Below are 13730 nucleotides of genomic sequence, written 5' to 3'. Positions count from 1 at the left end.
GGCTGTTAAGCGCTCGGGCCATTGATTCTATTCCGAACTGCGGGTCAATCCGCCTGGCTCCAGTCATAGGCGGAGTTCATACCGGCTTTGCGCGCCTGCTCAACAACACCGGGCAGAGCCTCAATGAGCTTGTCGACTTCCTCTTGCGTGGTTCCGTGGCCCAGTGTGAAGCGCTGGGATGAGCGCGCCTGGTCTTCGCGGCACCCGCAGGCCAGGAGCACGTGGCTGGGCCGGTTGACCCCGGCACTGCAGGCCGAACCGGCCGAGGTGGCAAAACCGGCCGCGTCCAGCAGGAACAGAAGGGAATCGGCTTCCGCCCCGGGGAAGGTGAAGTGGACGTTCCCCGGCAGTCGGTCCTCGCGGTGACCTGACAGGTGAGCATCCGGGACATTCGCCTCGATACCGGCGATCAGCCGGTCACGAAGACCGGACAGACGCGGCGCCTCGTGCTCTATGCCGCCTGCTGCCTCCTGAGCGGCGGCGGCAAAAGCGGTCGCTCCGGCAACATCGAGAGTGCCCGAACGCAGAGAGCGCTCCTGCCCACCGCCGTGCAGCACGGGAACGGCCTTGACATCGCGGGCCAGAATGAGCGCGCCGATGCCAACCGGGCCGCCGATCTTGTGGGCCGTGACCGTCATCGCATCCACGCCCAGATCGGCAAAGTTCAGGGGCAGCTGGCCGAATGCCTGCACCGCGTCAGTGTGGATGGGAACTCCCGCGGCCTTTGCGAGCGCCGCTGCCTGTTGGACCGGCTGAACCGTTCCAATCTCATTATTGGCGAACATGATCGACACGAGTGCGGTGCGCTCACCGTGTTCGTCCAGAAGCTCTTCGAGGTGTTCGAGGCTTATCCGGCCATCGGCGTCAACATCGACCAGAAGCACCTGCGCGCCCTGCGTTTCCAGCCAACCGGCGGTGTCCAATACGGCGTTGTGCTCAATCGGGGTGGTGATGATCACCGGATGGGACAGCTGAGAGATGCTTTCCGGTGTGCCCGTCCCTTCCGCGGGCACGCCGTTGCGGTGCCAGAACAGACCCTTGATAGCCAGGTTGTCGGCTTCTGTGCCGCCGGAGGTGAGCACCACCTCGGCCGGGGTTGAAGCGCCGACTGCCTCAGCCAGTGCTTCGCGCGAATCTTCCAAACGCAAGCGCGACTGCTGGCCCAGCGAATGCAGGGCCGACGGGTTGCCGATTCTCTGCAGCTCGTCCGTATAGGCCGCAAGCGCGGTCGGGCGCATGGGCGATGTCGCTGCATAGTCGAAATAGGAACGCACACACTGAGTCTAACGACCCCGGCGCTACACTCTTAGGCGTGATTGCGTTCCTCACCTACGCCCAGTATGCGGCCGCTGCGGTGCTTGCCATATGGGGCACCGTCCAGGCTCTGCGAAACCGTCCGGCGCCGATCTCAATGATCGTGTGGGCAGGTGCGGTGCTTGCGCTGCTGATAGTTCAGCTGATCACCGGCATTGTGCTTTTCGGGCAGACGAACGCCGACCCGCTGCTGTTCTTCGGGTACGTGCTCACCGCAATCATCCTCGTGCCGATTGCCGCGGTGTGGGGTTACATTGAGCCCAGCAAGTGGGGGCCGTGGGTGCTGGCGGCTGCCGGCGCCACCGTTATCGTCATGATTCTTCGAATGGACCAGATCTGGCTGTGAACACCAAGGCTTACTCTGCAATGCACTCCGGGCCGGGGCGAGCCCTGACCGCGGTGTACGGAATCTTTGCGCTGTCAGCATCGGCCAGGGCGGGCTACCAGCTTGTTTCGCATTTCGACCGGGCGCCTCTGGCCTACGGACTGTCGGCGTTTTCGGCTGTTGTCTACATTGTTGCGACAGTCTGCTTGGCAATTGCCAACCGCTCAGCGCACCGTATTGCCCTGGTGTCGGTACTCATCGAGCTGGTCGGTGTCATCGCCGTCGGCATCTTCAGCCTGGTTCGCCCTGAGCTGTTCCCCGAAGCCACCGTGTGGTCCGGCTTCGGAATCGGCTACGGCTTTGTGCCGCTGGTGTTGCCGATACTCGGCCTGCTGTGGCTGGTCCGGGTCGACCGCATCGCCCAACAGTACAGCGCCTGAGCCGCGGGCACCTCGACCAGCGCAGTCCCCGTCCCGGCCAGCAGCGGCTCGCACTGAGCAAGCAGCAGCTCGCCCAGCCCGTGCAGAACTCAGTCGTCGGAGTCCTTGCCCTTTGTCGAGGTCTGCTCGCCCGACAGCGGGAACCAGTCAGAGCTGGTGAGTTTTGTCTTGCCGTCACCGGTTTCAATCATGAACGGAATCGAGGCTTCGATCTCTACTCGATTGCCGCTCTTCTTCCCGGTGGTGATCGCCGAGACCTGTTTGGGAAGCGAGAAGTTGAAGTCCTTCGGCACCTCGATCGTGATGGTGCAGCGCATTTCGGCCATTGAGGTCGCCCCGCCGCTTTCGGTCTCAGCGGCGTAGTTCTCGAAGTCGATTTCCGTGTACGGCTGGCACTGCGATTCGACGCGCTTGAACGACTTGGAGTCTTTTGCATACTCGTCGACGTAGGCGCGGTAGCTCTTGAAGCCATCACCGCTGAGGTCATAGTCCTTCAGCGCTCCGCCGCCATCACCCTTAGCTCCGCTGAGGAAGTCCTTGACCGCAGTAACTGATTCGCCGAAATCCACGGCGTACTGCTTATCCGCCGGTGCCACCTGACCGTCTTCCAGGGCCAGCTTCGGCACGCGCTTGCCGTCTATGAACAGCCCCTGCTGCACACTCCAGTCGTCGTTGGCGCTGGCACGCATCACCAAAAGCGCCTGAGTGCCCGCATCGGCATCGTCGCTGCTGGCGAAGGCAAAGAACCACAGCGGATAGTCCGACTGCGCCGGACCTCCGGCGAGCACCTTGTCGAAGCCGACCGTGCCCAGCTTCTTCTTTTCGGCTTTTGCCACGAGCACTTCGGCTTTTGTCCGGTCGAGCATCGGACCGGCCTGAATCTGGTCCAGTCCCTTGCCGTCATCGGCCAGCGACTTCTGCAGCTTCTTCGTGTAGTCGGTGATGAACGCTGAACCATCGCCTGCGCGCAGCGGCTCTTTTGTATACTCACTCGACTGCGGAACAGCGGGCCTGGCGATCGGCGGGGCGCCCGAACACCCGCTCAGCAGCCCCAGTCCCGCCAGAGCTGCGGTCATTGTGCTGAGTGCGCGCTTCATCGGGATTCCTCCGCTGTCCGTGCTCTGCTTCGCGAACCGCCGACGGCGACTTTCGGCTGATCCTGTCGCCACGAGAGGAACAGCCAGACAGCAAGCGCAAAGATCATCACCGTCAAAGCCAGACCGATAAGCGCCATCGGCACAACTCCGGGGGCGTCGACCGTGATGGTGATTTTGGTGTTGGCCAAAGATCCTTCTTGCGCTGCGATCACGACCACCTGCGGGTCGCTGTCAAGGCCCAGCCGGACCGTCTGCGAGGTTCCCGTTTCCTGTGTAATCCACCAATCGCGGCTTTCGGGGTCGGAGGCAAGCTGCTCGTCCCCGGCCACAAACCTGTGGCTGATTTCGCCGGGAAGTTCGATTTCGGTGGCTTCGTCATGCGCTGTCCCCGAAAGGTAGCTGCGCACGTCCACCCCGTTGGCGGTGCCGACGAACACGGGAGTGTCGGATTCGACGGTGACTTCTGCAACCGCGTTGGTGACAGGAATGAGCTGTTGGTCGAGCATGACAGCCTGACTGCGTTCGTCAGGGGTCATCGTCTCGGTGCGCGCCTGCCCGTCGAAGCCGACGACGGACAGGGCCGAAATCACCAGCACCAAGCCCAGTATTCCCACCAGCCCCAGCAGTCCGGAGCCAAGAAGCCGCAGCATCAGAACAGCGCGCGCATCAGACGTCCGCGGGCTTTGACTACGCGCGCGTCTTCAGCGCCGACTGCATCGAACAGGTCGAGAAGGTGCAGGCGAAGCTTTTCGCGGTCGTCGCCGGCGGTGGTTCCGATCAGCGTGATCAGGCGTGTGAACGCGTCTTCAACGTGACCGCCGGCAACATCGAGGTCGGCGCAGTCGATTGCCGCATCGACCGATGTGGGGTTGTCAGCTGCGGCCTGGCGCACAGCGGCGAGGTCTTTGTCGCGGGTGCGGCGCAGAAGGCCGACGCGGGCGATTCCGGCTTTTGCCTCGGCATCTGCCGGCGATTCTGCAAGTGCGTCCTTGTACGCCTGTTCGGCGCGGTCGAGGTCGCCCGCTTCCAATGCCTCGAGGGCTTCGGGGTGGCGGGGGCCTTCCTGCGCCTGGGTGCCTTTGACCCAGGCGGTCTTGTGCAGGCCCGCCTGCGCGGCTGCCTGGGCGATCTGGTCGAACAGCTGGCGGATCTGCGCTTCGGGCTGCACGCCCTGGAACAGCGGGACGGGCTGGCCTTTGATGACGGCGACCACCGTCGGCAGGGCCTGCACCTGAAATGCCTGTTGGATGGCCGGGCTGGTGGCAACATCCACCAGCCCCAGCACTGCGCGGCCGGCCTGGTCTTCGACGATCTTCTGGAGGACCGGCAGAATCTGCTGGCTGTCCGGCTGCTGCCCGGAGTACAGCACAAGAACCACCGGCAGTTCCATCGACAGCCGTGCCGCCGATTCGAATGTCTGCTCGTTGACCTCGAAGGCAAGAGCGGGCACTTCGACCTGGTTGGGGCCGGGAGTTTCGCTGGACTGTTCCGCGCTGCTGGGTGTCGAACCCGCCGAGGTGCCGTGACCGCGGACTGCCGACAGGTCCAGGCCCTCCTGTTGGGCGGGCTGCTGGCCTTGCTCGTGCTGAGCCGACGCCTGCGGGCCGCCTCCGGTGTGATCAGGCTGCTGGGGAATAGTCATGTTCTCCTCGTCAGTTGTTGCCGGCCAGTTCGGCCTTGACCATTGCGGTTGACACGCCGATCAGCCGCACCTTGCCTTCGCCCTTCTTGGGCACCACAAAAGCGTAGACCTGCAGGTATTCGGTCTTCAGCGTCCGCTTGGTTTTGGTTTCGCCGACGACTTTAGCCTGGGGGTTGGGGACTGTGAGTTCACCCGTTTGGCCTCCGCGCGATTCGGGTGACAGAGACAGTGTGTGCGATGCCGAACCGATCACGATAGCCGATCCGTCCTTGGCCGACTGGGCTGCGACCTGCTGGCCGGGGCTGTATTCGACCTTGGCTGAGCCGTTGCCCTTTTCGATTTCCTTTTTGACTTTCTTGAAGGATTCGCGTTCCTGTTTGGCGAAAGCGTCGTCTTGGAAGTCGCCCTTGCGCTTGGCGCTGTCGGGCTTCTGGAGCTTTTCGGCGTAGTTTTTGACGGCGTCCTTCGGCGTCATGACCAGTCCGTCCTGGTCGGCAGGCAGAAGACCGGAGCCGACGCGGGCGTCTTCGACTTCGGGGAACTCAGCACCGGGCAGGAGCACGGTGAGCGACCACAGGCGGTAGGGGCTGCGGGGATCCTGCTGACTGAGCATGACCAGCTGGGTCTGGTCGTTTCCGCTGACGACAGCGGATGTGACCCGCGGCCACGTGTCCGTTGCCGAAGTGAAGTTCACCTTGACATCGTCAAATGCCGGGGCGGCGGGCAGCTTGGCCTTTTTGTCTTTTTTCTTGATCTTGTAGGCACCTTCGCGCTGCTGGTGGAAGGTGCCGTCGGCACGATCCCCGAGCTTCTTCGCGTCGAGCTTGTCGTCGGCTTCCTTAACGGTTGTGTGGATTTCCTTCAGGACCCGTTCAAGCTGTTCGTCAGTGACAGAGGCAGCCGGTGCGGTGGGCGTTTGCAGCGGCTGGGGTTCGGGAAGTTCAGGTGCCCCACAGCCGGCGAGCGCCAGGCCGGGAACAATCACGAAGGCGGAGCCCATCTGCGCCAGTCTGCGCCGACGTTCAAGGCGGGCTTCCTCACGGTCTTTTTCGCGTTTCTTCGCCCGTGTGCCGGAGATGAACAGCAGGATGCCCAGAATGATCAGAATGAGTCCCACCACGATCAGCGGCGTCGACCACGGGTTGGTGGCGTCGTTCTTCCACTCCACGGAGATCTGCAGGTTCGACTTTTCACTGCTGCCGATCAAGAACGCGGAGTCGTCGGATGGTTCGCTCCATTTGAAGGTCACCTGTTCGGGTTCAGTTGTCGAGTTTTCCCACAGATCTGCTCCCGCCGGGTTGGGCACGCTGTCTTCTTTGCCCTCGACTTTTTCTGTGCGCAGCTCGTCCTGCGATTTCAGCCCGGTGATGTCGAGATACGCAGCTTCGCCGAGCCATGCCTCGACATTGGGCTTCGATGCGTGGGCGACGGTGATGTCGCCTGCGCCCTTGACGGTGACGTGGGCTTCGCCGGGGTACAGGTTGAGGACTCCGGGCTCGATGACGGCCGCAGCAGAGCCTTCATCTGTCTGTGTGGACGCGGTAATATTGTCCGGCGGTGCCCACACGGTCTTCTGAAGAACTCCGACGACGCCGAGAACAGCGCCCAGGACGATCATCACGACTGCAGCTATTGAGCGCACGCGCTCCCCTTCGATCAGCTTGTGGTTCAACTGTCTATTCTACGTACCCCGAAATATCGAGTTCTGGGCGGACTCCCAGCGGTGCTGGCACGTGCACCGGGCTGTGTCAGACCACAACGCTAGTATTGGGCTCGTGGCTGTAGACAGAATTGTATGGATTGACTGTGAGATGACCGGCCTTGAGGTCGGCACGGACGAACTGATCGAAGTCGCGGCGATTGTCACTGACTTCGATCTCAAACCGCTTGATGACGGCATCGACATCGTCATCAAGCCGTCCGAATCCGCGCGGAACAACATGAACGATTTCGTGACCAACATGCACCGCGAATCCGGGCTGATCGACGAACTCGATCGGGGAACCACTGTCGCGCACGCGCAGAAGCAGGTGCTCGACTACATCCGCTCACACGTTCCCGTTTCCGGCAAAGCTCCGCTGGGCGGCAATTCCGTCGGCACTGACAAAATGTTCCTCCAGCAGCAGATGCCCGAACTCGTCGACTATCTGCACTACCGCATCATCGACGTCAGTTCGATCAAAGAACTCGCCAAGCGCTGGTTCCCATCGTCGTACTACTCCGCACCGGCCAAAACAGGCAACCACCGGGCTTTGGGCGATATTCTCGATTCCATAGCCGAACTGGCGTACTTCCGTCGCGCTGTATTCACCTCGGAGGCCCCTGATTCGACCGCGTCGGCGCAGATTGCCTCCGCCATCACCGCTGAGTACTTTTCAGCAGAACCTTCCACCGACTCTGCCGAAAGTGACCTTCCCCAGTCCCCCGGCGCCTCGACAGACAGCTGACTATGACTACTGCCACCGCTCCCCTCGCTGCCGCTGACGAAAGTAATGAAGTCCCGCTGGGCAAACGCGACTCCAAATATCGCTTCTTCGAAATGATCCCGGCTGTCTTCAGCTACGGGAATCTCGCGGCCGTCGTCGTTCTTTCGCTCATACACCCCACGTGGGGTGCGCTGTGGGTGCTTGTAATCGTCGCCTACATGTTCATTCGGGGTGTGCGCGGTGCAGTCGATCTTGTGCGCGGGCTGCGCCGCTTTCGCCTCGCCGCTCGAGTCGACTGGAATGCGCGTCTTCTTGATCTTGCGCTGGTCATGGACGGCAAGCGGGTGCCGCCGACCCCACCGGGATCGTTTCGCGCAGACCAGCATCGGCAGCTTCTGCGCCAAGTGAGGAAAAACCCCCAGAACTACCCTCACCCTGCCCGGGTCCAGCACGCTGTCATCATCGCGGCGTACAACGAACCGTACGAAGTCATCGAACCCACCATCCGCGGGCTGCTGTACACAACAACCCCATCGGAGCACCTGCACATCTTCTTCGCCTACGAAGAGCGCGGCGGCCCGGACATGCAGCTGACAGCCCAGCGGCTGAAAGAAAAGTACGGCGCGAAGTTCGGCACCTATGAGCTTGTTGAACACCCGCGTGACATCCCCGGCGAAATCACCGGCAAGGGCGGCAACATCACCTTCGCGGGCCGACGTGCGGCCGTGTGGGCAGAAGAAAGAGGCTTCGACCCTGCCGAAGTCATGGTCACCACGCTCGACTGCGACAACAAACCGTATGAAAGCTATTTCGACTACGTTGCGTATGAATACATCCGGGCTGAAGACCGCCAGCGCGCTTCCTACCAGCCCATCGCGCTGTACCTGTCGAATATCTGGGACGCCCCCGCGGTGACCCGCGTGATTGCTTCGGCCAACTGCTTCTTCAACCTCACACAGACGGTCCGACCCTTTTCGCTTCGCAACTTCGCGTCTCACTCACAACCGCTTGATGCGCTTATCGACATGGATTTCTGGTCCACGCGTACAATCGTCGAAGACGGCCACCAGTACTGGCGGTCGTACTTTCACTTCCGCGGCGACTACCGTGTGATCCCCGTCCACGTGCCCATCTACCAGGACGCCGTGCTGGCAGGAAACCTGGGCCAGTCGATCAAAGCGCAGTTCAAACAGCTCGCGCGGTGGTCCTACGGCGCTTCGGATGTTCCTTACGCCATCAAGGGCTGGGCCAATTCGAAGCCCAGGTTCTTCGGCACGCTGTGTCGCTTCATCCTGCTGTTGGAAAGCCACGTCACGCTCGCCAGCGTTTCCCTCATCATTGCCGTAGGCGGTTGGGTGCCCTTCCTCGTGCTGCGCGCCACAGGAGAAAGCGCGCCCGAATTCACCAGCAATATGCCGTTCTTGGTCGGCAGCATCCAGCAGGTTGCCATGATCATGCTGCTCACATCGCTGCTGGTGTTCGTGAATCTGCTGCCGCCGCGGCCCGTGCGCTACTCACGGCTGCGCTCAGTGTCGATGCTCGCCCAGTGGCTGCTGTTCCCCTTTACGCTCATGATCTTCAATTCCTCGACCGCGCTCGTTTCACAGGGCCGCCTGCTGTTCGGCAAATACCGCGAAAACTTCGAAGTCACGCAGAAGACGGTCGTGAAGTCGAACGTCGAGCCCTCAGCACGGCAGATCGGCCTGCAGCGCATGGACATCGAAAAAGATCGGCTCTGATCTGTGGATTCAGCCCGTCACGCCTATCTGACCCTGCCGACCGGACCCACTGTCTTCATTGCACACGGCGGGCAGCTGGTCGGCGTGCACCACGTGCCCATCAAGCACAGTCCCGAACAGGAGTTCTTCGGGCAGGAGCTCAGCTCCGCCTCGGCAGAAGACGATCCGGTCATGGGGCCAGCACTTGCACAGCTGAGTGAATACTTTGCCGGACACCGGCAGACATTCGACGTTCCGTTTGCCCTGCATGGCACGGCGGGTCAGAAGCGCATCTGGAACCTGCTGCTGGAGATTCCCTACGGCGAGCTGACCACATATGGCGAGATCGCAAAGCAGCTGGGCAAGCCCGGTATGGCTCAGGCAGTCGGCGGGGCTGTGGGACACAATCCGATCAGCATCATTGTGCCGTGCCACAGAGTGATGGGCGCCGACGGCAGCATGGTCGGCTACGCCGGCGGTATCGAGCGCAAGCGAATGCTCTTGGAGCTCGAGGGCCACACGCCTGACCGGCCCCTGTTCTAACCAGTCCCGGCTTTTCTTACCGACGGCGCTGTGAAGGGCGGTGCTTCACCGCCCTTACTCTGCTGAGCCGGCCGGGTTGTCTTCTGTTGAGCCCGCTGTGTCTTTAGCGGGCTTCGGTGAGCGGCGCAGGAACAGCCACGCTGACACGATGACCGCCAAGCCCAGCACGATTGTGAGCCCGCCCCACAGCAGGCTGGCGCTGCGGGCCTCGGGATTGTCAGAGGCACCGGCCTGGCTGCCCTTCAACGCAAAGCTTTGCTTGCCCTGCTTCTCCGATTCGGCCTGTTCGGGGGTGGGGACCGGGTCGGTCACGGTTCCTTCATTCTGCTGGGACGAAGATCCAGAACCGCTGCTGGGTCTCTGCGGAACCCAGTTGGCTCCGCCGTTGCCGGTGTCCGGCTGAGGAGCCCTCCCGCTTGAACTCTGGCTGCTGAAGCGGCCGTCCGGTGGCCGGGGACTGTTTCTGTGCGGACTGGTACGCGGCTGTCGGCGGGTGTCGTACGGAGAGTTCTTCGAGCCTTCCCGTCTGTCAGCTTCAGACTTGTCCGTCGGCTTCTGCGTGGATGATTTCGGCGGCAGTCCACCGGGTGGCCGCTGTGAGGGTTTGGGCGTCAGCGTGCCGGTTGGCCTGTCAGCAGGTTTCCGGGACGGTTTTGGATTCGGTTTGTCGGTTGGCCTGTCCGGCGGCTTCGGCGATGACTGTGTTGTCCGATTGTCCGTTGGCGGATCGGGCGGATTGCCCGCTGACCCTTCAGTGTTCTCAGCGGGCTCTTGCGACGGTTTTTCACCAGAGCCTCCGGTAGGCGGATTCGACGGCGAAGTCGGGTTGACTTTGCCGTCGGGCTGAGTGGGCACATACGGCTCTTCACTTTGGCTCTCGGATGCCCCGTTGTCAGGCTGTGCTGCCGCAGGGGTGGCAAGCGTGAGGATCAGACCGAACACGGCAAAACAGCACAGTGCTGCGGCCGTGGCTTGGCGCCTGAATACCTGCTTCATGCTGCCTTCCGGTGTGTGCTCAGCGGTGCGGAGTCTTCGGTGAATTTACGGATAAAACGCCCGTTATCGTCCTTTGTGTGCTTTCGCGTAGCCTCTGATTATATCGGATTCGCTGCGGACAATCGCATAGTCGCCGTCAGCGTCAACTGCCATGAGGTTGTTCTTGGTTTCGTAGGCCGCATCGCCGGCGATGATCGAAGGGGATCCGTCAACTACGGCCGGTGTGTACGACCCGCGAGGTTCACCGAAGCGCACATCATCTTCCGAAGCGTCGCGCACCAGCAGACCGCTCTTCATATCGAACAGGTAGGGGCCGAAAACAGCCAGGCTGAACCCCTGCCCGCGTTCCCACTTGGCATCGGCGATTGCATCAGCCTGAGTTTCAACCGTTGACACGATTTTTCCCTGCTCGGTGTCGCTGACCACAATCTGCACGGGCTCGGCGGAATCGAGGCCTGTATCGCTTTCACCCCACACGGTGACGATCTTCCCGTGCCCGGCTGTCACCCATTTGAGGATCACGAGGTCCTGGCCGGGCTTTTCGAGTGCAAACTTTTCGGCCAGCCCCGTTTCGGTGTCAGAGACCGCAACCTCGCCGGAGAAGTCTGCTGTGATTACTTTTCGCCCGTCGAGCCCCATGGGTGTGAAGCCGGTTTCGACACCCACAACGGCGTGAACCTTGTCGTCGTGGAAGTGGTAGAGCTTATCGCCCGCGACGACCATGGGGGTTGTCCCAGCCAGGGAGATTTCGGCGTCGGCGGGAAGCGTGTACTTCTGTGTGGTGGTTTCACCGTCGTAGAGGACTTCCGCTTTGTCGCCTGAGCGCAGCAGCAGAGCGGGCTTGTTGTTGATTCTGGTGTCGGCTGCGATTTGAACGCTGCCGTCCATGGTGATGCTGGTGCGCTTTTTTCCGGTCGTGGGATCGAATACGTCAACACTGCGGTCTTTGACTGCAACGATCCCCCTTTCGGAGGCACTGACTGACGCGGCGGGATCGACGGGAAGTTCCCACGCGGGTTCGTTTTTGAAGCCCGGGACGATGCTCTCTGACTTCTTCAGGCTCAGCTTGGGCTGCTCAGTCGCGCCGGAAGAATCGGCCGTCGATTCCTGCAGGCCTCCATTCGGCGCTCCGACGAATGCGGGTATGACCCACAGGACGATGACCACAATGAGCATGACAGCCAGAATGATTGACGGCACGATCATCGACGGCTTGCGTTTTCTGCGCTCACCGCGGTCGGAGGGGCTGCGTGCTGGATCGTCTGAGAGAAGTCGGGTGAGAAGTGATCCGCTGCCCGGCTTGGCTGGGCCTTTCCCCACGGGCTGCGCTGTGGTGTTTTGTCCTTCGTCGCCGTTGTCTTCTTCTGCCTGGTCGTCCACCTGCGCGGGTCCGTTCGCAGGATCGGCTTCTGGGTCAGTCTCGGCTGCGGCAGTGGACTCTGCACCAGCCGAGGTGCCTGCCTGGCTGTCTGGCGCTTCCTCGGACCCAGAGGCGTCCGCCTCTGCTGTTTCTTCGGCAGGACGGTCTGTGCTGTTTGTGACCGCGTTATGCGGCTGGATAATGGGCAGTTCGCTCGTTGCAACCGAACCGTCTGTCCCGATGACTACGGAGTGGGAAGATTCGCCGTCGGCGATCTGCACGAAAATAGGGTGCTCATCGGATGCCGCCATGTCGCGGACTTTGGCGAGCGCTGCGCCCAGGTCATGGCACTGTTCCGAGGCGCCGTCGATCGTCAGAAGGACAGTTCTGTCCTCAGCAAAGCTGACGTCGGCGTGCTTCATCCTCGGGGCTTTCTACTGGGGATGGGGGTCTGTTTTCCACCTGTCAGCGGGTGTCCCGCTGTTTTCACCTGAGTGATTTTACGCGGCCCATATTGGAGTTCCCACCCGGCCCACAAAACGTTATGGCTCGTTAACCTGAGACCGATTTTGGGTCTGCCTTCTTGTTCTCACCTCGGTGTCAGCTGTGTGCCAGCTGAGCGGATTTGGCCTTGGGGCAATGTGTGGCTTAGCATGGTCAATGCTGTCTGTGAGGCAGTGATGGTGGCTATAGCTCAGCTGGTAGAGCACCGCGTTGTGGTCGCGGGGGTCGCGGGTTCAAGTCCCGTTAGCCACCCCAGGCCAAATCCCGGAACATCATTCATTCGATGTTCCGGGATTTTTGTGTTTTGGGGCTGGTGGTGTGCCGGGTCATGGTTCCCGCGCTGCGGGGCAGCCGCAGTGGTGGCCGCGATGGCCAGCCTCACCTCGTGTGCTTTCACATAGGGCTCCGGCAGAGCTTGGTGAAGCTCTGCCGGAGCCCTATGTCAGTTCTTGTGGGGTGCTGTCTTCGTCAGCTCTGAGGAGGACGAGGCGGCATCGGCGGACCACCCGGCCGCTCCGGCGGTGCCTGCGGGCCGGGATTGTTGTACGGAGCTGCCCCCGGCTGCTGGACAGGGTAGTTGGGGCCGCCCTGTCCGAAAGGCGCGGGAGGCTGGTTCTTCTGCTTCTTCTTCGCCACGACCACAACGACGATGACGACTGCCGCAACGATCGCCAGGAAGACAAAAAGTCCGATCACGATGAAGACGATCAACCATGGGAAGCCCGAGGCTTTCGCAGTCACGCTGATGACGTCCTTGTCGTATGAGCGCAGGTCGTAGGTGACTGTCTTGCCGGAGATCTGGCCGCCTTCAGCTTCGACGACCTTACCCGGGAAGGTCAGCTTAACCTCGGCTTCTTTGAAGATCTCTGACGTCGACGGGGCCTCGCCTCCTGTGTTGAAAGCCGGAGAATCCGTGTCTTTTGCGATGTTCGGCAGTTCCATGACGATGTTGTCGCCGTCTTTTTTCAGGACGATGCGTCCGGGTCCACTCCCGGTGGTGCTGGTGAAGTCCTCTGCTGCGACTTTGTCGAACGTGACCCTGTACCCGAGTTCACTGTCAGTCGAGATCTTTTCAGCCTGGGCCCCTTCTGGGATGGTGTCTTTTACGTCTTCGACAGACTGGTCAAGCTGCTTCTCGATGTCACTTTCTTGGGCAAGACCGCCGAGCTCGGACACCTTTTCGTTGACTTTCTGTCGTTCGACAGTTGCGACGAGGCCACCGCTGACGCGCAGGTCTTTGTCAATGGTGAGATCCATTTTGACAACGGCGTTGAGGCCCGCACATCCGGCCAGCACCAGTGTGACCATCAGCATCGCGCCTACCGTCAGGGCTCGCCTGAGCCTGTTGTCGATGGTTGCTGTTGG

Annotated in this window: 13 protein-coding genes and 1 tRNA gene; 6 read left to right on the top strand and 8 right to left on the bottom strand. The window is 61.5% G+C overall.

Annotated elements, in window-relative coordinates; translation table 11 throughout:
- Nucleotides 1-44 precede the first annotated feature (44 nt).
- Entirely contained in the window at nt 45-1274 is a 1230-nt protein-coding gene (locus HMPREF3162_RS10915; RefSeq protein ID WP_083318999.1) for a cysteine desulfurase family protein, read from the bottom strand.
- Nucleotides 1275-1312: 38 nt separating this feature from the next.
- Here HMPREF3162_RS10915 and HMPREF3162_RS10910 point away from each other — a divergent pair, with 38 nt between their 5' ends.
- Both HMPREF3162_RS10910 and HMPREF3162_RS10905 read left to right on the top strand, forming a co-directional pair.
- Nucleotides 1313-1660 carry a hypothetical protein gene (locus HMPREF3162_RS10910; protein WP_070573747.1) on the top strand — a complete coding sequence of 116 codons (348 nt, stop codon included), beginning with the start codon at nt 1313-1315 and terminating at the stop codon, nt 1658-1660.
- Between the two features lie 20 nt (nt 1661-1680).
- The gene (locus HMPREF3162_RS10905; RefSeq protein ID WP_070777865.1) at nt 1681-2079 is read left to right on the top strand and encodes a hypothetical protein; all 399 of its coding nucleotides are present in this window, start codon (nt 1681-1683) and stop codon (nt 2077-2079) included.
- An 89-nt stretch (nt 2080-2168) separates the two neighbouring features.
- On the opposite strand, the gene HMPREF3162_RS10900 is transcribed toward HMPREF3162_RS10905, so the two are convergent.
- The 4 genes from HMPREF3162_RS10900 to HMPREF3162_RS10885 are packed head-to-tail and all read right to left on the bottom strand — an operon-like array spanning nt 2169 to nt 6490.
- Nucleotides 2169-3176 carry a DUF8094 domain-containing protein gene (locus tag HMPREF3162_RS10900; RefSeq protein WP_070573745.1) on the bottom strand — a complete coding sequence of 336 codons (1008 nt, stop codon included), beginning with the start codon at nt 3174-3176 and terminating at the stop codon, nt 2169-2171.
- Nucleotides 3173-3826, bottom strand: coding sequence for a hypothetical protein (locus HMPREF3162_RS10895; RefSeq protein ID WP_070573743.1), 654 nt, complete (start codon nt 3824-3826; stop codon nt 3173-3175). The genes HMPREF3162_RS10900 and HMPREF3162_RS10895 overlap by 4 nt, the downstream gene beginning before the upstream one ends.
- Nucleotides 3826-4818 carry a tetratricopeptide repeat protein gene (locus HMPREF3162_RS10890; RefSeq protein WP_083318998.1) on the bottom strand — a complete coding sequence of 331 codons (993 nt, stop codon included), beginning with the start codon at nt 4816-4818 and terminating at the stop codon, nt 3826-3828. Before HMPREF3162_RS10890 ends, HMPREF3162_RS10895 begins: the two co-directional genes overlap by 1 nt.
- A 10-nt stretch (nt 4819-4828) precedes the next feature.
- The gene (locus tag HMPREF3162_RS10885; protein WP_083318997.1) at nt 4829-6490 is read right to left on the bottom strand and encodes a DUF8094 domain-containing protein; all 1662 of its coding nucleotides are present in this window, start codon (nt 6488-6490) and stop codon (nt 4829-4831) included.
- A 103-nt stretch (nt 6491-6593) separates the two neighbouring features.
- Here HMPREF3162_RS10885 and orn point away from each other — a divergent pair, with 103 nt between their 5' ends.
- From orn to HMPREF3162_RS10870, 3 genes are read left to right on the top strand one after another with little or no spacing between them, the layout of a single operon-like run.
- Nucleotides 6594-7265: an oligoribonuclease gene (gene orn, locus HMPREF3162_RS10880; protein WP_256282717.1), complete on the top strand. Its 672-nt coding sequence runs from the start codon at nt 6594-6596 to the stop codon at nt 7263-7265.
- Between the two features lie 2 nt (nt 7266-7267).
- A complete protein-coding gene (locus HMPREF3162_RS10875; protein WP_070777813.1) occupies nt 7268-8983 on the top strand; it encodes a glycosyltransferase family protein in 1716 nt (571 codons plus the stop codon).
- 3 nt (nt 8984-8986) lie between these two features.
- Nucleotides 8987-9505: a methylated-DNA--[protein]-cysteine S-methyltransferase gene (locus HMPREF3162_RS10870; RefSeq protein WP_070777812.1), complete on the top strand. Its 519-nt coding sequence runs from the start codon at nt 8987-8989 to the stop codon at nt 9503-9505.
- Nucleotides 9506-9559: 54 nt separating this feature from the next.
- Here the strand turns inward: HMPREF3162_RS10870 and HMPREF3162_RS10865 are convergent, their stop codons facing one another.
- Both HMPREF3162_RS10865 and HMPREF3162_RS10860 read right to left on the bottom strand, forming a co-directional pair.
- Complete coding sequence (locus HMPREF3162_RS10865; RefSeq protein WP_070777811.1) at nt 9560-9817, bottom strand: hypothetical protein; 258 nt, start codon at nt 9815-9817, stop codon at nt 9560-9562.
- 747 nt (nt 9818-10564) lie between these two features.
- Entirely contained in the window at nt 10565-12283 is a 1719-nt protein-coding gene (locus tag HMPREF3162_RS10860; protein ID WP_070777810.1) for a hypothetical protein, read from the bottom strand.
- 261 nt (nt 12284-12544) lie between these two features.
- On the opposite strand from HMPREF3162_RS10860, the gene HMPREF3162_RS10855 reads away from it, so the two are divergent.
- Nucleotides 12545-12620: transfer RNA gene (locus tag HMPREF3162_RS10855), tRNA-His, on the top strand.
- Nucleotides 12621-12833: 213 nt separating this feature from the next.
- Here the strand turns inward: HMPREF3162_RS10855 and HMPREF3162_RS10850 are convergent.
- Nucleotides 12834-13679 (bottom strand): LppM family (lipo)protein, encoded by an 846-nt coding sequence (locus tag HMPREF3162_RS10850; RefSeq protein WP_070777809.1) that lies wholly within the window; start codon nt 13677-13679, stop codon nt 12834-12836.
- Nucleotides 13680-13730: the final 51 nt, after the last annotated feature.

Source organism: Brevibacterium sp. HMSC07C04 (assembly GCF_001815905.1).
Classification (GTDB): Bacteria; Actinomycetota; Actinomycetes; order Actinomycetales; family Brevibacteriaceae; genus Brevibacterium.
Note: the sequence above shows the minus strand (reverse complement) of the source record. Positions and strands in the feature narration are given on the sequence as shown.

What these genes read in the sequence shown, in the direction of transcription:
- HMPREF3162_RS10890 (WP_083318998.1), bottom strand. Translation starts at nt 4,818, where the DNA reads ATGACTATTCCCCAGCAGCCTGATCACACCGGAGGCGGCCCGCAGGCG.
- HMPREF3162_RS10850 (WP_070777809.1), bottom strand. Translation starts at nt 13,679, where the DNA reads ATGCTGATGGTCACACTGGTGCTGGCCGGATGTGCGGGCCTCAACGCC.
- HMPREF3162_RS10900 (WP_070573745.1), bottom strand. Translation starts at nt 3,176, where the DNA reads ATGAAGCGCGCACTCAGCACAATGACCGCAGCTCTGGCGGGACTGGGG.
- HMPREF3162_RS10905 (WP_070777865.1), top strand. Translation starts at nt 1,681, where the DNA reads ATGCACTCCGGGCCGGGGCGAGCCCTGACCGCGGTGTACGGAATCTTT.
- HMPREF3162_RS10895 (WP_070573743.1), bottom strand. Translation starts at nt 3,826, where the DNA reads ATGCTGCGGCTTCTTGGCTCCGGACTGCTGGGGCTGGTGGGAATACTG.
- HMPREF3162_RS10875 (WP_070777813.1), top strand. Translation starts at nt 7,268, where the DNA reads ATGACTACTGCCACCGCTCCCCTCGCTGCCGCTGACGAAAGTAATGAA.
- HMPREF3162_RS10860 (WP_070777810.1), bottom strand. Translation starts at nt 12,283, where the DNA reads ATGAAGCACGCCGACGTCAGCTTTGCTGAGGACAGAACTGTCCTTCTG.